18 protein-coding genes are annotated in these 20,217 nt (G+C 42.8%); 6 read left to right on the top strand and 12 right to left on the bottom strand.

The genetic code is table 11. The features are described 5' to 3' along the window. Positions 1-293: 293 nt before the first annotated feature. Positions 294-980 carry a magnesium protoporphyrin IX methyltransferase gene (bchM, locus tag H6G92_RS00760; protein WP_190889767.1) on the bottom strand — a complete coding sequence of 229 codons (687 nt, stop codon included), beginning with the start codon at positions 978-980 and terminating at the stop codon, positions 294-296. Positions 981-1,405: 425 nt separating this feature from the next. Between bchM and H6G92_RS00755 the strand changes: the two genes are divergently transcribed. Further along, positions 1,406-3,487 carry a cation:proton antiporter domain-containing protein gene (locus H6G92_RS00755; RefSeq protein WP_190889766.1) on the top strand — a complete coding sequence of 694 codons (2,082 nt, stop codon included), beginning with the start codon at positions 1,406-1,408 and terminating at the stop codon, positions 3,485-3,487. A 161-nt stretch (positions 3,488-3,648) separates the two neighbouring features. Here the strand turns inward: H6G92_RS00755 and H6G92_RS41010 are convergent, their stop codons facing one another. Continuing rightward, a complete protein-coding gene (locus tag H6G92_RS41010) occupies positions 3,649-3,771 on the bottom strand; it encodes an NACHT C-terminal helical domain 2-containing protein (protein WP_390664722.1) in 123 nt (40 codons plus the stop codon). A 96-nt stretch (positions 3,772-3,867) separates the two neighbouring features. Here H6G92_RS41010 and H6G92_RS00750 point away from each other — a divergent pair, with 96 nt between their 5' ends. Further along, entirely contained in the window at positions 3,868-4,065 is a 198-nt protein-coding gene (locus H6G92_RS00750) for a hypothetical protein (protein ID WP_190889765.1), read from the top strand. Positions 4,066-4,421: 356 nt separating this feature from the next. After that, a complete protein-coding gene (gene sbcC, locus H6G92_RS00745) occupies positions 4,422-7,448 on the top strand; it encodes an exonuclease subunit SbcC (RefSeq protein ID WP_190889764.1) in 3,027 nt (1,008 codons plus the stop codon). A gap of 25 nt (positions 7,449-7,473) precedes the next feature. On the opposite strand, the gene H6G92_RS00740 is transcribed toward sbcC, so the two are convergent. The 10 genes from H6G92_RS00740 to H6G92_RS00695 form a co-directional block, all read right to left on the bottom strand. Then, positions 7,474-8,937 (bottom strand): peptidoglycan-binding domain-containing protein, encoded by a 1,464-nt coding sequence (locus H6G92_RS00740; RefSeq protein WP_313889924.1) that lies wholly within the window; start codon positions 8,935-8,937, stop codon positions 7,474-7,476. Between the two features lie 216 nt (positions 8,938-9,153). Then, positions 9,154-9,633 (bottom strand): SH3 domain-containing protein, encoded by a 480-nt coding sequence (locus tag H6G92_RS00735; protein ID WP_190889763.1) that lies wholly within the window; start codon positions 9,631-9,633, stop codon positions 9,154-9,156. Positions 9,634-9,752: 119 nt separating this feature from the next. Continuing rightward, positions 9,753-11,264 carry an AAA family ATPase gene (locus H6G92_RS00730; protein WP_190889762.1) on the bottom strand — a complete coding sequence of 504 codons (1,512 nt, stop codon included), beginning with the start codon at positions 11,262-11,264 and terminating at the stop codon, positions 9,753-9,755. An 879-nt stretch (positions 11,265-12,143) separates the two neighbouring features. Beyond that, positions 12,144-12,668, bottom strand: coding sequence for a YceD family protein (locus H6G92_RS00725; RefSeq protein ID WP_190889760.1), 525 nt, complete (start codon positions 12,666-12,668; stop codon positions 12,144-12,146). Between the two features lie 202 nt (positions 12,669-12,870). Next, entirely contained in the window at positions 12,871-13,398 is a 528-nt protein-coding gene (locus H6G92_RS00720; protein ID WP_190889758.1) for a Jag family protein, read from the bottom strand. Further along, on the bottom strand, positions 13,395-14,546 hold the full coding sequence (gene yidC, locus H6G92_RS00715) for a membrane protein insertase YidC (protein WP_190889756.1): 1,152 nt from the start codon (positions 14,544-14,546) through the stop codon (positions 13,395-13,397). Before yidC ends, H6G92_RS00720 begins: the two co-directional genes overlap by 4 nt. Before the next feature lie 232 nt (positions 14,547-14,778). Further along, positions 14,779-15,171, bottom strand: coding sequence for a PH domain-containing protein (locus tag H6G92_RS00710; protein WP_190889754.1), 393 nt, complete (start codon positions 15,169-15,171; stop codon positions 14,779-14,781). Then, positions 15,158-15,580: a ribonuclease P protein component gene (gene rnpA, locus H6G92_RS00705; RefSeq protein ID WP_190889751.1), complete on the bottom strand. Its 423-nt coding sequence runs from the start codon at positions 15,578-15,580 to the stop codon at positions 15,158-15,160. Before rnpA ends, H6G92_RS00710 begins: the two co-directional genes overlap by 14 nt. A 26-nt stretch (positions 15,581-15,606) precedes the next feature. Then, positions 15,607-15,741, bottom strand: a complete 135-nt coding sequence (rpmH, locus tag H6G92_RS00700) for a 50S ribosomal protein L34 (RefSeq protein WP_094327629.1) — start codon at positions 15,739-15,741, stop codon at positions 15,607-15,609. Between the two features lie 137 nt (positions 15,742-15,878). Beyond that, complete coding sequence (locus tag H6G92_RS00695; RefSeq protein ID WP_190889749.1) at positions 15,879-16,391, bottom strand: DUF2808 domain-containing protein; 513 nt, start codon at positions 16,389-16,391, stop codon at positions 15,879-15,881. 762 nt (positions 16,392-17,153) lie between these two features. Between H6G92_RS00695 and H6G92_RS00690 the strand changes: the two genes are divergently transcribed. The 3 genes from H6G92_RS00690 to H6G92_RS00680 are packed head-to-tail and all read left to right on the top strand — an operon-like array spanning position 17,154 to position 20,048. Further along, positions 17,154-18,320, top strand: a complete 1,167-nt coding sequence (locus tag H6G92_RS00690; RefSeq protein WP_190889747.1) for a Re/Si-specific NAD(P)(+) transhydrogenase subunit alpha — start codon at positions 17,154-17,156, stop codon at positions 18,318-18,320. Between the two features lie 31 nt (positions 18,321-18,351). Then, positions 18,352-18,645: an NAD(P) transhydrogenase subunit alpha gene (locus tag H6G92_RS00685; RefSeq protein ID WP_190889745.1), complete on the top strand. Its 294-nt coding sequence runs from the start codon at positions 18,352-18,354 to the stop codon at positions 18,643-18,645. Then, entirely contained in the window at positions 18,642-20,048 is a 1,407-nt protein-coding gene (locus H6G92_RS00680) for an NAD(P)(+) transhydrogenase (Re/Si-specific) subunit beta (protein WP_190889743.1), read from the top strand. The genes H6G92_RS00685 and H6G92_RS00680 overlap by 4 nt, the downstream gene beginning before the upstream one ends. The last annotated feature ends 169 nt before the right edge of the window (positions 20,049-20,217 follow it).

Here is a 20,217-nt window from a genome sequence, read left to right as displayed (position 1 = left end):
GCTCATGGTTCTCCCAGTATTTATTCCACATTCCGCACCTTCAACTGTCACAGAGAAAAGCGATCGTAGTAAGTTAAAGTTTACGTATAGTATTGCAATTATTACTTAGGTAAGGCTATATCATCGCTATGATAATTATTCATGCTCCAAATCAAAGCGATGTCTCTGACGGGCTACGCCTACGCCAAGATTAAAAGTAGAACTTAGCGCCAACTAGAATACTTACCAGTGTTAAGCTTGAGATTTTCAAATCGCAGCAAAGGCATAGTATTCATCTTGCTGCGATTTTAACTTTACTTACGTGTAGCTTCAAGTAGGCGGGAAAAATAGAAACGAGTCTTCGTCATCGCTTTTCGTTGTAATGAAAAGCCATTACTTTCTAAAATTCTCACCACATCAGCCTCACGATGCAAATATGCACGAGTCGCTTTACTTGGCCCGGGAAAGAAACTGCCAATTTTCTTGAGTATACTCAGGGCGCAGGTTTTCGGCGCAAAACTGAGAATTATCCGCGACTGTGCCAAAGAACAGAGATGAGAAATCATCTCATCCGCTTTTTCTTGGGGGTAGTGGATGAGAACATCTAAGCAAATAACGGTATGGTAACTACCACTCAACGATTCCAAATCCTGCACGGCAAAAGTGGGATTTTCAGCATTTCCCAAAGTTTGCTTGGCTCTATCCTTGCCTTCTTCCACCATTTTTTCAGAAATATCGGTGGCATAGACTTTGGCACCATCTACCGCTAGGGGGATACTAAGACTACCGACACCACACCCAGCATCGCAGATAGATAGCTCTGGTAAATTGTTATCAGCCTTTAGCCAGCCGAGAACTGTATCCACTGTTTGCTGGTGTCCATTGCGGATGTCTAGTTGGACTTTGTTGACTTCGCCATCACCGTAGATTCGTTTCCAACGGTCAAACCCTGTGGAATTGAAATACTCACGAACAATTGTTTTATCGTCGGCTGCGTTCATAAACTTTGATTTTTAGGGGTTCCCAATGCTTAAAATTATCATTGATAGGAACCTATAAGAGCGGTCTTCCAGATTTTTCTAGATATCGTGCAGAGAAGTAGGGGCGCATAGATGTGCGCCCCTAATTATTCAAACTAGAACCGCTATATTTAATAAATTATTGTCGTTTTATGAATTTTTGAGAGTATTTACTACTATTTAAATATCGACTATTTTCGTTAGTATAAATTATATTATTATTTCACCCTGTAGATGTAGAAAACCCCTTCTTAAGGTAGAATCATGATTGCAATCGCAACATTTATGCTGTTAAAGATTTAATTGTTTGTAACTAATAAGGCTGAAGCCAGCAGAAATTTTAAGTAAAATTTCTTATGTTAATGTTAATTGATTGTAAATTTCCTATTTAGGTTTAATTATTAAACATGGCACTGAACTCCCTAACAGACAGTCCGATCGTTGCATTTACAATTCTCCTAACAGTAATCTTTACTGTACCTCCTATATTTGAGCGACTAAGGCTACCTGGATTAGTTGGGTTGTTGGTGGCAGGTATATTACTAGGGCAAAATGGACTAAAATTGTTAAACCCTGAGTCTGAAACTATCAATCTGCTCTCAGAGATCGGCAAACTTTATTTGATGTTTGTAGCGGGTTTAGAAATTGACTTAGAGCAGTTTCGTAAAACTAGAAATCGCTCAATTGGGTTTGGCATTTTAACATTTTTAGTTCCAATGATTGCTGGCATTGCTACAGGACGATTATTCAATTTTGATTGGAATGCCTCCGTCCTCATTGGTTCTTTACTGGCCTCTCATACCCTCTTGGCATATCCAATTGTGAGTCGTCTGGGAGTGGTAACGAATGAAGCTGTAACCGTCACGATTGGTGCCACAATTTTTACTGACACAGGTGCTTTGCTAGTATTAGCGATTTGTGTTGGAATTCATGGAGGAGAATTCTCCGCCATGAGTTTAGCGATTTTATTGGGTGGATTAGCAATTTACACTGCTGTTGTCCTGTTTGGCTTTGACTGGGCAGGAAAAGAGTTTTTTCGCCGCTCTGGGGATGAACAAAGTAACCAGTTTTTGTTTATATTATTAGCATTATTTTTGGCATCTGTGGGAGCACAGGTAATTGGAGTTGAAAAAATTGTTGGTGCTTTTTTAGCAGGTTTAGCTGTCAACGATGTTCTAGGACGTAGCCCAGTCAGAGAAAAAATCGAGTTTATTGGTAGTGTTTTATTTATCCCTTGTTTCTTTGTGGACATGGGATTATTGATTAATATTCCTGCATTTATCAAAACCCTCAGTTCAATTTGGCTGACTCTGGTAATTGTAGTAGCTTTGATTGGCAGCAAATTTATAGCAGCATTCTTAGCCAAATTATTGTATCGCTACAACACGGCGGAATTGCTAACGATGTGGTCATTGTCACTACCACAGGTAGCAGCCACACTAGCAGCAACCTTGGTTGCTTATCAAACGGTAAATCCTGCTGGTGAGCGCTTAATCAGTGAAGCTGTCTTAAACAGTGTGATTGTCCTCATGCTGGTAACTGCAATTCTGGGCCCCATAATAACAGCACGATTTGCTCCTTCACTACAGCTTTCTCAGACAGATTTTGAAACTGATAGTCTGACAACTTGGTGGCAAGGTAATGAAGATCAGCTAGTAGAGAAAAATCAATATCCATTTACTGTAGTAGTGCCAATATACAACCCTCAAACCCAGCGCTATTTAATAGAAATGGCAGCACTGTTGGCTAGTCATGAATCTGGAAGAATTGTGCCATTAGCTATTACTAGAGCACATATCCAGATGGATGATCCGCAATTAGTAACTGCACTCGACCAAAGCCGGGAAAGATTGAATTTAGCTAAAGAAATCAGTCAAGAATTTGAGGTGGAAGTATCACCAGCAATTCGGATTGATGATGATGCAGCTTTGGGGATTAGCCGCACAAGTCGAGAACAAAATGCTAGTTTAGTAGTGATGGGTTGGTCGCAGACAACAGGTTTGCGTGCCCGCTTATTTGGTAGTGTAATTGATAGCGTTTTCTGGTCTTCTCACTGTCCAGTAGCAGTAACACGCCTTTTAAGTAGTCCTAAGACAATTCAAAGAATTCTTGTACCAGTTGGAGACTTAACGCGCCAAACTATCGGTGCTTTGAGATTTGCCCAAATTTTGGCTGATGTTAATCAGGCAGAAGTAGTTCTGTTACACGTATCCGATCGCAAAACACCACCGACTCGGGTAGAAAACTTTGTATCTCAATTGTCTGATATTACTTCTAAAGGCCAATTACAGGTGAATACGAATATCCAAACAATTAGGGGTGATGATATTGCTAGAACCATTATTCGGGAGGCTCAGGCATTTGATTTAGCGGTGTTACGTTCCGTTCGTTATCGCACAGCCGGTGGATTAGCCGTCAGCGAAGTGACAACGCAGTTACTTCGAGAATTGAAGTGCTCAATTGTCTTGCTTGGAGAACCTCATTCGTGATGTGGGAAGTGGTGTAATTCACTCTTCCATAAATCTATACGCTTGGGTTAAGGTTAAAACTCTTTGTCAAAGGCAATTTTTTGAACGAGGAAATATTTTCGTTTTCTTAACGAATGATTTCCCTGTGAGACTAAAAGATAAGCTATCTGTTACATAGGTATTTAAGAGTACTGCTGAAGCTGTTTAATCTCTGCGATCGGTAATAGCAAAGTATCTTCTATTTGCTGTCGCACTTCACGGCTGACATAACAATCGCTATTTAGACAATCCACCTGTAAGGCAATGTTAGGGTATGTCAGCTTAAGTTTGAGCGAAATCTCCCAGTCATAGTTGAGACAGTAAATGTAATTTATTGAATCAACTAATTCAGGAGTCGGTCAATGTTATCTAACAAATTTCTATCAAGAGATGAAGTGCTGGCTGTTGTAACGCTGATTATGGTGATTGGTTCTCTCACTCTTGCAGTTATAGACGAGAAGAGTCGCCCTCCATTTCTAGATTTAACAAAATTTGCTGTCGGTACATCTATTGGATTGTTGATACCTCGGTCTAGGTCAAGCGATGGCGATCGCAATTAGCTAATGGCAAATTCTCTCTTGGCGACTCTAGCAATCCTAAATAATTCCTAAGAGACAAAATTCTCGACTTCTTTGAAAAGTCAGGGATCTGTAACTTTCAATTCTCACAAATCAAATAAGCATGTTTTTCTCTCAAACAACACAAAGAAATAACCAGATGCCTCCATAGAAAGTTTCATTTTTCTCCAAAGACAGCAAAACTTTTTCATGCAACAAGAAAAATTTGCTTATTATATTGTTAAATTTTGTAAAATTGATGTCTTCAATACTAGAAACCTGATATCTAGATAGCTAAACTAACAAACAGTGCATCTGTACTGTTAATTATTAAAAGTAGATGTGGCGCTATAGCGTGAATGATCCCAGTACAACTTATCCTCAAAAACTTTCTTAGTTACCGTGATGCAACTTTAGATTTTCGTGGTTTGCATACGGCTTGTATTTCGGGTTCCAATGGTGCGGGTAAATCTTCACTTTTGGAAGCAATCACTTGGGCAATTTGGGGTGAAAGCCGTGCTACTGCTGAAGATGATGTTATCTATTCTGGTGCGAAAGAAGTTCGGGTTGATTTTACTTTCCAAAGTAACCAGCAAAAATATCGGGTGATTCGTACCCGAATTCGGGGAGGTACTAGCGTTCTTGAATTTCAAATAGAAATCCCATCTGGGTTTCGCTCACTCACTTGTAAAGGGGTAAGAGCAACCCAAGATTTGATTTTAGAACATATCAAGCTCGATTACGATACATTTATTAATTCTGCCTACTTACGTCAAGGTCGTGCAGATGAATTCATGCTCAAACGCCCGACGGAACGCAAAGAAATTTTAGCGGAGTTGTTGAAACTCAATCAGTATGATGATTTGGAAGAACGGGCAAAGGAATCTTCTCGTCAGTTCAAAGCCAGGGCAGTAGAGTTAGAGCGTTCTTTAGAGTCGATTAAAATTCAGCTGCAACAACGCGAGACAACCCAAACGCAAAGAGTCGAGTTAGAAGCCGAACTCAATCAACTGCAACAGGTACAAGCCTTTGATAATATTCAATTACAAAGTTTGCAAGTTGTCCAGCACCAGCGCCAAAATTGGGAACAACAACTCAGCTTTGTGAAGCAGCAATACCAAAATCTTACCCAAGATTGCGATCGCCTCCAACAAGAACAATCAGCTATTGGCTCTCAGCTATCAGATTTAGAAAAAATATTACACCAAGAAACTGAAATTAAAGCTGGGTATGCCCAATATCAAAGTCTCCAATCTCAAGAAGAAGCCTTTGCTGCCAAATTTGAAGAATACACCCGCGCTGGGCAGAGTCGCCAACAAAAGCAACAACAGCTTACCAAACAAATTCACGAAATCGAACGGCAACTGCAACAAGCCCAAGCGCAGTTAGAAGCTTTGCAGCAACAAGAGCGAGATATCCAACAAACTCTAACTAAAGCGGGTGAAGTAGAAGCTGCTTTGGCACAATTAGCCGCAGCCCGTCACCATGTTGCTCGTTTAAATCAACTACAAATGCAAGTGACTCCGTTGTTGCAACAACGAGCAACTTTACAAAGCCAACTCGATCGCACTCATGCTGGTTTAGTAGCGCGACTCGAACAACTCCAAAGTACTGAAAACCAATTGCAACGCCAGCACCGCCGCCAACCGCAACTGCAACAAGCGGTGATGGATGTGGCAATTCAGATTGAGGAACTGGAGAAAAAGCGGGTTTATCTGCAACGAGTGCAGGAAAAAGGGCATGAAAGGCGGCACTTTATCGAACGTCTGCAAGCTCATCAACGTGACTATGAAAAGCTACTGGGAGAATTAGAGCAAAAATTGCAAATGCTCCAAAATCCTGAAGCTCTTTGTCCATTATGCGAACGTCCTTTAGACGAACATCACTGGAGCCGAGTGGTGGAAAAAACCCAGGCTGAGTTAGAGGATACCCAAGGGCAGTTTTGGGTAGTCCGAGAACAAATGGCTGTGTCAGACAGAGAAATCCAGGTACTTAGGCAGGAATATCGCGAAATTTCTCAACAATTGGCGGGCTACGACGGTTTACGTGAACAACGGGGACAGTTGGCAGCCCAGTTAGAAGCTACAACTGATGTGCAACAACAGTTACAACAAATTGCTGCTGAAAAACAACATTTAGAGCAATCGCTCCAAGCTGGTGATTACGCTCCTGATAAACAAGCCGAACTCCGGCAGCTAGACCAATATCTGCAACAAGCTAATTATAATGAACAAGACCACGCCCTCGCCCGGAGCGAAGTTGAGCGGTGGCGATGGGCAGAAATTAAACAAGGGCAGATTAAAGATGCTACTAAACGACAAGCGCAACTATTAGCCCGAAAACCAGAATTACAATCCCAAATTGCTCAATTACAAGTCAGAATCCAGCAAGATCAGACTGATTCTGAATGTGCTAAACAAATCGCGGCTCTTGAGCGTCATATTACTGAAATTGGCTACAGTTCCGAGCAGCACAACAATCTGCGTATAGCTGTCCGCCAAGCTCAATCTTGGCATTTGCGGTATCAACAACTCCTATCAGCCCAGCAGCAGTATCCCCAACTCCAGACAAGATTGCAAGAGTTAGAGGATTCCAGAAGCGCCAGAGTAACGGAGCGGCAAAAACTCGGCGGACAAATTGAAAGCATTATCCAGCAATTACAAGCAACAGCTAACCCATCTGCCCAAATTCAAGCTTTAGAGCAGCAGTTAGCAATACGCAGACGGCAACTCGATGAACAAATAGCAAAGTTGGGGCGTTTAGAACAGCTGGCGCATCAATTAGAAACGCTGCAAATTCAGTATGAACAACAGCAGCAGCAACTACAATCTTGCAAGCAAGAATATCGTGTTTATCAGGAATTAGCGCAAGCTTTTGGTAAAAATGGCATCCAAGCACTGATGATTGAGAATGTGTTACCGCAACTGGAAGCTGAGACAAACCAACTACTTTCGCGACTGAGTGGTAATCAGTTTCATGTACAATTTATTACCCAAAAAGCTGGAAGGAGTGCTAAATCAACTAAGAAAAATGCCAAGCTGATAGACACCCTAGATATTTTAATCGCCGATTCTAGAGGAACGCGAGCTTATGAAACTTACTCTGGTGGAGAAGCTTTTAGGATTAACTTTGCCATCCGTTTAGCCCTGGCGAAATTATTAGCACAACGGGCGGGGGCGGCGTTGCAATTGTTGATTGTGGATGAAGGTTTTGGTACACAGGATGCCGAAGGATGCGATCGCTTAATTGCAGCGATTAATGCGATCGCTTCCGATTTCGCCTGCATTCTCACTGTCACCCATATGCCCCATCTCAAAGAAGCTTTCCAAGCCCGCATTGAAGTGAATAAAACTCAAGAAGGTTCGCAGTTGAGTTTGTCAATTTAATTACGAATTACGAATTACGAATTAGTTAATTGAATTTTACCCGTGCATCAAGCCCATAAGAGCGGAGCATTTTCGTTAGCGTTTCTGCTTGTGCGCGATCGCTAAATGCTCCAGCATTCACATAATCCCCTAAATTGGATTGCTCTGTGACCGCACTGGGTATATATTGTTGCACTTTACTCAGAGTATCATTATTGGAAATTGGCACTATTACTCTGTAGGGATTATTAGCAACTAATGTGTTGCCATTGGTAACAGGCACTACGTTATTAGTAGGAGGTAAATAGCGAGTTTGAGGTGCTACATAGTCATTAGTCTCAGCTAAGACATAACCATTAGCCTCAACAGAATTGCCCTCAGTTAAGCTATTCAACCCTAATGCTTGCCAAGTTTGCCAATCTACATTTCCAGTAGAATTAAGCCGAGAATATTGCTGGAATGCAATTACGGATTCTCTGGTGTAATCGTTGAAAAAGCCATCAGGATTGATATTAGAGAAACCCAACTGCGATAAACGCTCTTGAACTAATCTGACATTCTCTCCTCGATCACCTACAGTCAGATAATTTCTGCTTGGTTGTTGAGTAGCATATCCACCTGTGGAGGCTCTACGCACTGCCTGCAAAACTTGAGCATTGGCGATGCCATCAACAGGTAGGCGATAATTTCGCTGGAATTGGATGACAGCTTCTCTAGTCATTGGGCCAATATTCCCAGTGGGATTAGTATTAAAAAAACCGAGCTGCTGCAAACGCACTTGTAGTTCTCTCACTTGTTGAGTAGAGAGACTTGATCTGGCTGGAGTTGGAGAGGAACCCAGTAGTGCGTTCCAAGTTTGTCGATTCACAATTCCGTTAGCAGATATGCGATACTTTCGCTGGAATGAAATTACAGCATCTTTAGTAATTTGTCCAAAATTCCCAGTGGGATTAGCATTAAAATAGCCTAACTGTCGTAGACGCTGTTGCAATCTTGTAACTGCTGCACCAGTGTTGCCTTGAGACAGAGTAGGATATTGACCACTTGGCGATGCCTGCGGCAGGCTGCGCCTAGGCAATGCGCCACTGGTATTCCTATTAGAAGTTCTAGCCTGACATGCTCGTTGTAAGGATCGTTGCGTATTAATACCCACAACTCCATCAGCAGGTATTCTGTTGGCTTGCTGGAATTTGATCACAGCATTTTGAGTCAAGCTAGCAAACTTACCTGTCACTGGGCCGTTAAAGTAGCCTAACTTTTTTAAACACCTCTGGCTACTGCTAACTTCAGCCCCATTACTTCCTATTTTCTGAAGTGCTAAAGCTTGCCCAGCGATACTCAGAAGCCCCGTAATCAGTGCTACATATAGAAGACTTATTGCAGCACTAGTAGATAACTTTTTCCAATTTAAAAATTTGAAATTAACTACGATAGGAACAACCTTGATGCTTTCGGATGCCTCGTAGACTGAGGCGAGCTTGATTAAATAGCTATCTACCCCTGTTTTCACTTGCTTTTTTTAAATTGATGACTATAAACAAGTATACTACTTTCTCTGTGTAATAATTACTTTTCGTATGATTCTTTACAAGTAAATATCTTGGGGAGTGGGGAGTAGTAGTGCTGAGTCCTGTTAGCGATAGCGGGGAATTTAGCCCGTGCTGAGTGAAAAATCTCGCTTCTTGGCTCGGAACTGTTTTGCCCAATGCCCCATTCCCCATGCATATTATTCATCAACTTTTTCAGTATTACCTGCTTTCACCCAACCTTCTTGTTCGCTACCTTCTAAACGAATCTTTTGCCAGCCTTTATCCCCGCTTTCTTCCAAGACAATAATTTTTTGATTAAAAGCAACCCCACCAATCCGTTCAGCTTCTTGATTTGGTTGCGATCGCAAACTCAAGCCTTCAGCCCAACTAACACGCCCTCGGTAAGCTCCCGATGGCAATGGTTTTGCTGATGGGGTAGCCTTTGGCGATTCTGTGGGAGTAGAGGTTGAGCTTGGAGACGATTGAGCCTGAGTCCCAGGTGTAGTTGCTTTGGGAGCTTGGGCTTTCACCGAGGGGCTATCGTTGGAATAAACGGGTTTGGCAGGGGGTATGCCGGTGCGATTCATGAAATAGAGTGCAATTGCAGCGCCGCCACCTATTAAGACAGCGATCGCTAAGAAAAACCCAAGTATAAATTTTGTTAAGCCAGACAACATAGTTAAAACCTGATCACCAGTGGTAAATAGTCAATAGTCAATAGTAATTCATGATTAACTGTTGACTATTGACTAGCAATTATTAACTAATCAATTATTGTAGCTACTGTTGAATGGGTTCACGTAGTGCGCCGGAGGCGTTCGCTCAAAGGACTATGTTTAGATGCTAAACGCGCTCTCCCAGCAGCAGCCCATTCTTGGAGTTGCTGAATTTGCTCTACAGCAGTTCGTGCCAAGGGGATGATCTGGCTGGCTGCTTCTAAAATGTCATCGGTAGCAAAGTCGCGGTTTTGGCTAAATCCAATGTGCATCGCTTCAATTAAAGTTTGCTCAATCTCTGCCCCAGAAAAATCAGGCGTTTCGTATGCTAACCTTTCGATGTCATAACTTTTTAAGTTATGGGGGCGCAATCGGGATAAATGAACATCATAAATTGCTTTTCTCTCTTCTTGGGTGGGCAATCCCACAAAGAAAATTTCATCAAATCGCCCCTTACGAAGCATTTCTGGCGGTAAGGCTTGGATGTCGTTAGCGGTGGCGACGACAAACACGGGTGAGCTTTTTTCGGCTAGCCAGTTAATAAAAGTCCCAAATACACGGCTGGCTGTTCCGGCATCACCTTTGCTACCAAGCCCGGCAAAGGCTTTATCTATTTCATCAATCCACAAAATACACGGGGCGAGGGCTTCAGCTACTTGGATCATTTGGCGAGTCCGAGATTCTGATTCACCCACTAAACCACCAAATAACCTTCCCACATCCAGACGTAGCAAAGGTAAATGCCAGTGATGAGCGATCGCTTTTGCTGTTAACGATTTACCAGTTCCTTGAATACCCACCAACATTAAACCACGGGGGTGCGGTAATCCGTACTGTCGCGCTCGATCGGTAAATGAACCTCCCCGCCGAATCAACCAGTCTTTCAAGTTATCCAGTCCGCCAATATCAGAAATTTGCTCAGTGGCGGGGTAAAAGTCCAAGATTTGGGTTTGGCGGATTGTTTGGCGCTTTTCTTCCAAAACCAGATCCACATCTTCTGGTCGCAATTCTCCGTGGGTAGCGATCGCTTTTGCCAAAACTCGGCGAATCCGTTCCATCGAAAGCCCTTGGCAAGATAGCACCAAGTCATCTAAAACTTTGCCAGAAAGTGAGTTACCAGTACTTTGTAACAAACGATCTATCTCAGTTTTAATTTCTGGGGCGGCGGGTAAGGGGAACTCGACGACTGTCAGCACCTCTGTTAAATCGTCAGGGATGGCGATGCGTGGCGACAGTAAGACAATATTTTTTGGTTGCGACTTGAGGAGTCTGGACAGATTGCGGAGTTTGCGAGCGATCGCTACATCATCTAAAAAGCGATGATAATCTCGGAGAATCAATACCGCAGGTGCAGAAGCTGGTAATTTTTCGATGAATTCCAAAGCTTGTAGGGGGTTACGTCGCCCAAACCCAACATCATTGGGGTTTCCTTGATAGCCATCGACAAAATCCCAAGTATAAACAGGGCGATTACCCTGGTTAGTTGCTTCTTCCCGAATAGCTGCTTCTACCCGTTCCTCCTCATAGGTGGGAATATAAATCAACGGGTAACGGGCGCGTAGCAGCAGTTTAAACTCTTCACGGAAGTTCATATTTAGCTGTGATTATTAGTTCTTCTCTCATTGTTCAGGTTTGTATCGCCTCTCACAACCAAAAAACCAACATCTACCAGTTCATAGCGATCGCACGAGCAAACGCTCTATGTGAAATATTTTTTAAAGGCGATCGCTCTTTTGTGGTGAGTAAAGTTGAATCACCTGTCAGGATAATCAGGTGCTTAAAACTACTTCATTTTTTCGCTTTTTTACAAACTATTGCCAGAAAATATTACTAATTCCAATTCATAAAATATAGAAGTTTTACATACTTTATTTGTTGTAGGCAATCCTAGTGAAAAAATACTGTATGCTTATATCGAGCTTTTTAGTACCTTTAAATTTATAGTATTACTATCAGATAGTTACATAGGGAAAGAATATCAATAATTCTATTCTTTTGATGTTATAGGTCAAAAAATTATAGAGAAATCTGTTAATATTAATCTCTCTAGAGATGAAGTTTTCAAAGTTATACAACTTCGAGAGAATAACTTACATCAAATTCATAACTCCTTAAGTTGTCTATTTAAGGTCATAAATGATAAGCAAATTTATGAGAGCTTAAGCAAGTTGAAGATGTTATGGAAAATTACTTCAAAGATATTCCACAAGATACAGTTTTTACTAAAGTAAATGGCATCAGAATTAGCTAGAGAATGTGGTTATAAAATTAGTAGAGTTTATAGAGTGCGTTAGGTACTCTAGGCAATTCATACTCAGAAATAGATAGTTAATGCGCCGTTTCCTGTATTACGGCGCATTAACTACAGCGGTTCTCGTTTACATGAGGTACACCCGTGGGGCACGGCACTGCCCGTGCCCCTACACTTGGCGATATAATGTTGTACCGGATCTGAGTGGGAAGTGCTATATCTACCCCGGAAGTTGCTTTTTCAGTGCTTCCAGAGAAGCCCAACGGTTATCAACTGGAGTTTCAGGACTATCAGAACTCTCAGAACTCTCAGCAGTAATTGCAGGAATACCTGGACAATTGCGATCGCACAGCTGACGCTGGGGTACTGCCAAGCACATCTGCTCATACAGCCATTCGTTGGCATAAAAATAACCATCGGGTGGTAGGGTTTCAAGTAAATCTTCCATAACTACTTCCCTTTCTAAGGGCAAGTCTTTTGGCTGATTTGCAGTTTCGTCTAACCAGATGATTTCCTTTGTATCAAGCCCTAAACGTCGATTGTATTGCTGCAAACAGCGGTTGCAGGTACAAGTAATAATTGTTTCTGCCTGACCGGACACTTCCAAGTAATTGCCATGATGCTGCACGCGTACATGACCGCGAACTGGTGTCAATGTTTCCAGACCAGGCAGAAATTCCTGAACCTGAACTTCCTCTGTCCGCTCCGGGGCTTTAGCTAGCTGCGGAATATAAATAGCGTCCATAGGATTTGTGAGACATTCTCACTAAAAAATTATCTTGATTACCAGCAATTATACTGATGCTACATCTTTATTTTAGCTTTTAGGAACAAGAGGAATTTTGAAATTATATAGTTATGAACTTCAATAAACTCCTAGCTCTGCCAATTTTATATTTTGGATTTTGGATTGAATCTAAAATCTAAAATCCAAAATTGAACAACTCCTAACTCCTAACTTCTTCCAAAGAAGCTGGACGGACAACCAAATGACGATGTGGTTCTTTACCGCGACTGAAGGTTTCTAAATCTCCAAATTCCTTCAAGAATGTATGAATTTGCCGCCGTTCAGCAGAACTGAGGGATTTGATTTCCACTTCTCTACCAGAAAAGCGCACTTCATCGGCTGCTGCTTCTGCTAATGCGCGAATTTCGGCTTCTCTTTTGACGCGGTAGCCATTCAACTCAATGGTGTAAGAAGCTTGTTCTTCAGGGGGTTGGCTTAAGTTTAAAACCGAATTTGCTAGATACTGAATCGCATCTAGCACAGAGCCATCAGCACCAATTAAGACCTGGATTTGCTCTGACGTTAAATTAGTTTGGTCAATTGTCAACCAGTAGTTGTCTGGTTCTGGGGAATCGCTATCTTGAGATTGGGCAGTTTCTAAATGACCTTGAATCTCAGTAGGTATTCCAGTGAGTTCTAGCAAGGTTTTCAACCACTGCTGACCTCGCTCCATCGAAATGTTGCTCATGATCCCCCTGTCGCCTTTTTCTTGGCGCTTTTTGGTTCAAATGGCAATGCCTTTTGTTCTGCAACTACTGCTTCTTTTTCTTGAGTTTCTACGATTTTTTGCAGTTCTTCTGGTAGAGGTTCGCGGGAGAGAAGATAAGTTTGTGCGGTTTGGAAAATATTACCAATCACCATATACATCAGCACCCCAGCTGGTAAGGGGAAGAACAAAAACATCCCAGAAAAAATAACTGGAGTGATTTTGTTAACTGTATCCTGCTGCGGATTGCCACCACTGGAGTTTTGTCCAGAAAGCATTTGGCTAACATAAAGGCTGATTCCAAAGGAGACGATCATGGCGACGATATCCCAGTGGATTGTGCCATCTGGATCAGTTGCGCCAACTCTGCCTAAGGCATCAATAAATAGAAAGCCTTTTTCTGCTGCTAGTCCAGGAATTGTTCCTTGAATAGTGACTTCTCCAGGCTGCAAGGCTTCTACATTACCCTCGGCATCAATTTTTACCCTATCTTCACCTTTAGTGACTTTCCAATCAGGAATGAGGTTATTTTCTGGGTGTTCTGCTAAGAGTACCTGAAATGGTTTGCCCTCAGTAGTCTGATATTGGATCTTAGTTTGTTCTCCCACCGCTAGTTTGTTACCACTAGGAAGGATGGCAGCTACTTTAACGTGTTCTCCATCAGCAATGTAAATATTTTGAGGAGCAGTAGCAAAGGCTTGCGGTTGAATTTGTTCGATTTGTTCTGCGGGAAGGATTTGTAGGTTAACGCTATAGTTCGCACCTGCAAAAGGCGAACCCCGCAAAGTGGCAAACAGCGCTAATAAGACCGGCATTTGTACTAGTAATGGAAAACAGCCTGCTAAGGGGTTGCCAAATTCTTTTTGAACATTGACCATTTCCTCCTGCTGCTTTTGCGGTTCATCCTTATACCGCTCTTTGATTTCTGCCATCCGCTTCTGCATCAGAGGTTGTACAATTCGCATCTTCCGCATGTTGCGAATTGAGCCAGCACTCAGGGGATAGAGCGCGAAGCGGACTATCAGGGTCAAAGCAACGATCGCCAATCCGTAGCTAGGCACAATCCCATAGAAAAAATCTATGATTGGCAGCATCACGTTGTTCGAGAGAAAGCCGATACCAAAATCCATTATTCTGAATTCAACCTGAGGTACTGTAAACTGACTGAATCTAATTTATCTAAATCATAAATTATGTGCGACTACCCTTCGCTACGGATAGCCGCACATCCCAAAAAAAGAAGTGGGGAATAGGGAGTAGGGAATTAGGAGTGGTATGTAGTTTTTGGTAAGTGGGAAGTTCTTAACTTTGGATTTTATCTGAGTAAATTTTGCATTCCCTACTTCCTAGTCCCTACTCTCATCACTTGTTAGCAGCGGCGCTATATTCAGGATTTTTCGCAGCAATTCTTTCGTTGATGTAGTCATAAACTTCCCGAAACTTAGGAATTGCCCGCAATTCAAGACGACTGCCGTTTCTTAGGGTTAGTACCATATCTCCCCATAAGCCAATGCCACGAGGGACTGTAACGACTTTGACAATTTCTGAGTAAATTATGTCAGTGCGATCGCGTCCCTGCCAACCTCCTGTCACGGTAATCCGGCGATCGGTGATGCGGAAACGCAGCCACAATGCTCTGACAATTGCCCCAACTGTTAATGGTATCCCGACAATGGTTAGCCCAATCAACAGGTTGACAATTAAATCCCCAGTATGGGGGCCACCTTCATAATAAACATCTTCACGAATTCCCATCGAACACCTCAGCTTGTGCCAACAACTGCTCTAATTCTTGCAGAAATTGTGGGCTTACGCACTTAGATTCTGCTGCTGTAGGTTTGACAATGAACACTAGCCGCCATCCTGGTGATAATTTGGGCAGCAAGTTATATAAAGCAGAAGTAATTTGCCGTTTGATTCGGTTGCGAACCACTGCCCTTTTGCTTACTTTTGTGCTTATGGAAATACCAATCCGCGTGCTGGCAAGATGTGCTGAGTCACTTGCTTGTGTAGTTTGGGTGGCAGTGTCCAAAGAAGGTTTTGTTGAACATAACGGCTTTAAAGCTCTCAATGTTAAATAAGAGCCATGACGCCGAATCCCTTCCCGGAAAACTGCCTGGAAATCCTTGCGGGATTTTAGCCGATTTGCTTTAGGCAAAGCCACAGATGCTCTTTTAGCTTACATACGCCCTAAACGCTTAGACGGTGACGACCCTTTCTTCTCCTGGCACTAATCACGTTTCTGCCGTCTGGTGTCCGCATTCTGGCGCGAAAACCAGAGGTTCTTTTTCTCTTACGGCTAGTGCCGCCTAGTGTTCTTTTCATACTCTTCTCCTCTTAGGTGATTTTTATAAAAACTCACAATCTCCAATTGTATCACTTTAATAAGGAATTGGAAATCGGGAATTGGGCATTGGAAATTGGTTACACCCCCATCACCCTCTGTCCCCATTTCTCCACTTTTAATTGATGCTCAAGATCCATGTTCCCATGTAGCGCAATAGTGGTACATCACCAGGGGAGAGTACTTGACAGTTAAAATAGTAAATTCCGCCGAAGGCTGGGTTTTTCACGTTAGATAAGACTACCTCAACTGCGCTACCTGCTGGCACCGGCTCTTGGGGGAAAATATTAATCAGCTTACCTTCTTTGTCCCACTTCACCTCAGAAAGCGGAACAGCTTTGCCTTTGACTCGGACTTCAATGTTTTTCTGGTCAAAAGTTCCTTTGTAATAATCAGGGTAAGTAATGGCAAATTGACCAACTGCCAATTTCATTCTTTGGGCTGGAATCCTCAATATGTATCTATCCCAACCATTAGCTTGTCCACCAAAATCTAACCGGAAGGGTAGTTGATTTTCGCTTTTAATGCCGCTAAATAGCGTAAATCCAGGTAAACTTTGTGCCCAAGTCAGGGCTGGAAATACAGTCACTAAACAGCTAGTCACGGCTAAAGCGGAAAGTAAACGTCGCATAATTGGGCTTCCTCTACCAAAATATAAATCTGTTATCTAAATAACCGTGTGTTAGTATTCGTTACTAAAGTTTACTACTCACTTCCTGACAATTGACGTCGAGTAACAACAAAAAGTGCCATCTTCCCTGATGTTTGGGCGACAGCAAAATTACTTAGTATAAATTCAACACGCAATCAATTTACTTCATGACCCTTACAGGGTGCTGATTTGATGACTAGATTGGTCAAATTTGGAACTAAATAGAAACACAGTTGGCATTGGATTGTGTTTCTAAATATGTATAAGTGTATCTAAATTTGAGAATTTTGTTATAAAAATTGAGGCGTGGCATCAGCGATCGCCTGTTAACTTGGGCTAAATTGATTAAAATAAGTTGGAATCCAAAGTCAGTAATCATTAAAATTTGATTGGGAAATTATAAAGCTTTCAAAATTTGGTCAATATTACTCTATAAGAAAGGAATACCAAAATTTCTCAATCCCGAAAACAAGCTGAAGATAAAGATGCAAAATTTGGGAATCAATTTAGGATGTGCAATACGTAACCCTGTTTGCAACTATCTGAAAATATGACATCTGCGAGCGGCAAAGTCAGGCTTTGCCTGGATAGCTAAGAGTGGGAGAGGAAAGTTTCAAGGTTCAATCTATCAAGTAAAAGTCATGGCTGATTTTGCCGCCTAAGTATTATGAGTGCGGGATATCGCTCATCTAGACAATCGCTTACTTGGCAGAGATTAGGTATTTATCTTCAGGAGATTTCATGAGAATAGCAGTTGCTAAAGAAATTGAAGTTTGTGAACGTCGTGTGGCATTAATTCCTGACACCGTTGCCCGATTGGTAAAACAAGGTTTGGAAGTGTGGGTAGAAGCAGGTGCAGGAGAGCGATCTTTTTTCAGCGATCCTGACTATGAAGCAGCAGGAGCGACAATAATTAGCGATAGTGCCAAATTATGGGGCGAAACAGATATTTTACTGAAAGTTAGCCCACCACAAGAACGAGAAGATGGACGCTCAGAAATTGATTTTTTAAAGGAAGGGGCTGTATTAGTCAGTTTCCTCAATCCTTTGGGAAATCCTGTTGTAGCACAGCAACTAGCAAATCGGAAAGTCACAGCCTTGAGTATGGAGATGATTCCCCGTACTACCAGGGCGCAAAGTATGGATGCTTTGTCCTCGCAAGCTTCATTAGCAGGTTACAAAGCAGTATTGATTGCCGCAGCTGCATTACCGAAATATTTCCCGATGCTGACAACAGCCGCAGGAACGATCGCACCAGCGAAAGTATTTATTATGGGCGCTGGTGTAGCCGGTTTGCAAGCGATCGCCACCGCTAGACGCTTGGGAGCAGTGGTAGAAGCCTTTGATATCCGTCCCGCCGTCAAAGAAGAAGTGCAAAGCTTAGGGGCAAAATTCGTTGAAGTCAAATTAGACGAAGAAACCGTTGCTGCTGGCGGTTACGCCAAGGAAATATCTGAGGCTAGCAAACAACGTACCCAAGAAGTTGTCGCCGAACACATTAAAAATTCTGATGTCGTAATCACTACCGCCCAAGTTCCTGGGAGACAAGCACCACGACTAGTTACAGAAGAAATGGTGGCACAGATGAAACCAGGTTCAGTGATTGTGGATTTGGCGGCTGAACAGGGTGGTAACTGCGCCTGTACCGAACCTGGTAAAGATATTGTGTGGAACGGCGTAACAATTATCGGCCCCATCAATCTCCCATCATCGATGCCAATTCACGCCAGCCAATTGTATGCCAAGAACGTAACATCGTTGATGCAACTGCTAATTAAAGACAAAGCTTTGCAGGTGGACTTTAGCGACGACATTGTTGACGCGGCTTGCGTTACCCACGCTGGTGAAATTCGCAATCAACGAGTGCGGGATGCGCTACAAGCTTTGAGCGGTGTTGGAGCAGGTTAGTAGCCAAATTACCATAAGGAGTTTTGATTTCATGACAGAGGCATTACTTGCTGCTTTGTTTGTATTTGTTTTGGCATCTTTTATCGGCTTTGAAGTCATCAACAAAATACCACCGACTCTACACACGCCCTTAATGTCAGGCTCAAACGCGATTTCTGGGATTGCGGTACTTGGAGCAATAGTTGCTGCTGGTGCTAGAGACACAAGCGTGTCAGTAATTCTCGGTTTGATTGCTGTAATACTGGCGACAATCAACGTTGTAGGCGGTTTTTTAGTGACAGACAGAATGTTGCAAATGTTCAAGAAGAAGGAGATTAAGGCGTGAGCGACTTTTTACCAACTGGCATTCAGCTGACGTACTTAGTCGCTGCATCGTTATTCATTCTGGGCTTGAAAAAGCTGGGATCACCTGCTACAGCGAGAAACGGTAATATTGTAGCGGCTGTGGGGATGCTGCTAGCGATCGCAGCAACAATGCTGGATCAGCATGTATTGAATTACGAGATGATATTGTTGGGCTTGGCGATTGGATCGGGAATTGGTGCGATCGTTGCCTACAAAGTCCAAATGACTGAAATGCCCCAAATGGTGGGTTTACTCAACGGTTTGGGCGGCGCGGCTTCCGCACTAGTAGCCGTTGCCGAATTTTGGCGGTTATTGGATAGTTCTCAGGCGATACCGCTAGATGTCAATATTTCCATGTTGTTGGACGTGTTAATCGGTGGTGTTACCTTCACAGGTAGTTTTCTAGCCTTTGCCAAATTGCAAGGTTTAATTAGCGGTTCCCCGATTACATTTCCATTTCAGCAACCATTTAACCTCTTGCTTCTAGGTGCTTATATAGTAGGTAGTGCCTACTTAATTATCACACCAGATAGCTTACCCATATTCTTGGGAGTGGTTGGTGTTTCATTGGTGCTGGGTATAATGTTCGTCATCCCCATTGGTGGCGGCGATATGCCAGTGGTAATCTCGCTGTTGAACTCGTTGTCAGGTGTGGCGGCGGCGGCGGCTGGGTTCGTGGTGATGAACAACATGTTAATCATCGCTGGTGCTTTGGTGGGAGCATCTGGCTTAATCCTCACCGAGATTATGTGTAAGGCGATGAACCGCTCCTTATTTAGTGTGCTGTTCAGCGCTTTTGGTACAGGTTCTAGTTCTGGTGGTGGTGCTGCAAGTGGTGGCGCAACTGATCAAAGCGTCCGCAGTATCGATCCTGAAGAAGGGGCGATGATGTTGGGTTATGCCCGTTCTGTGGTAATTGTTCCTGGTTATGGTATGGCAGTTGCCCAAGCGCAACATAGCGTCCGGGAACTGTCAGATCAGTTGGAAAAAATGGGCGTTGATGTCAAGTATGCCATTCACCCCGTTGCTGGTAGAATGCCGGGGCACATGAATGTGTTGTTGGCGGAGGCAAATGTGCCTTATACCCAGTTGTACGACATGGATGATATTAATCCCCAGTTTGAGCAAGCGGATGTGGCTTTAATAATTGGGGCAAATGATGTGGTAAATCCGGCGGCGCGGAGTGATAAAAATAGCCCGATTTATGGTATGCCGATTTTGGAAGTAGATCGGGCGAAGCAGACGATTGTAATTAAGCGCGGGATGAGTACGGGTTTTGCCGGTGTAGATAATGAGTTGTTCTACAAGGATAAAACGACGATGCTTTTTGGTAGTGCGAAGGATATGGTGGCGAAGTTGGTTTCGGAAGTGAAGCAGCTTTAAGAGAAACGAACCGCAAAGGCGCTAAGGGCGCGAAGTAAAGAAAGAATTAGAGAGTTGGCTTGCCTTGGGGGTGTGATGCTTCTGAGGCAAGTTTTTTGTGGGAAAATTGCCTCATGCAAAGGCGTAAAGAATAGAAAGTTTATTTATGACTTGATAATGTCCGAAAATT

The organism is Nostoc foliaceum FACHB-393 (genome assembly GCF_014698505.1).
GTDB lineage: Bacteria > Cyanobacteriota > Cyanobacteriia > Cyanobacteriales > Nostocaceae > Nostoc > Nostoc foliaceum_A.
This window is presented reverse-complemented; position numbering and strand designations above follow the sequence as displayed.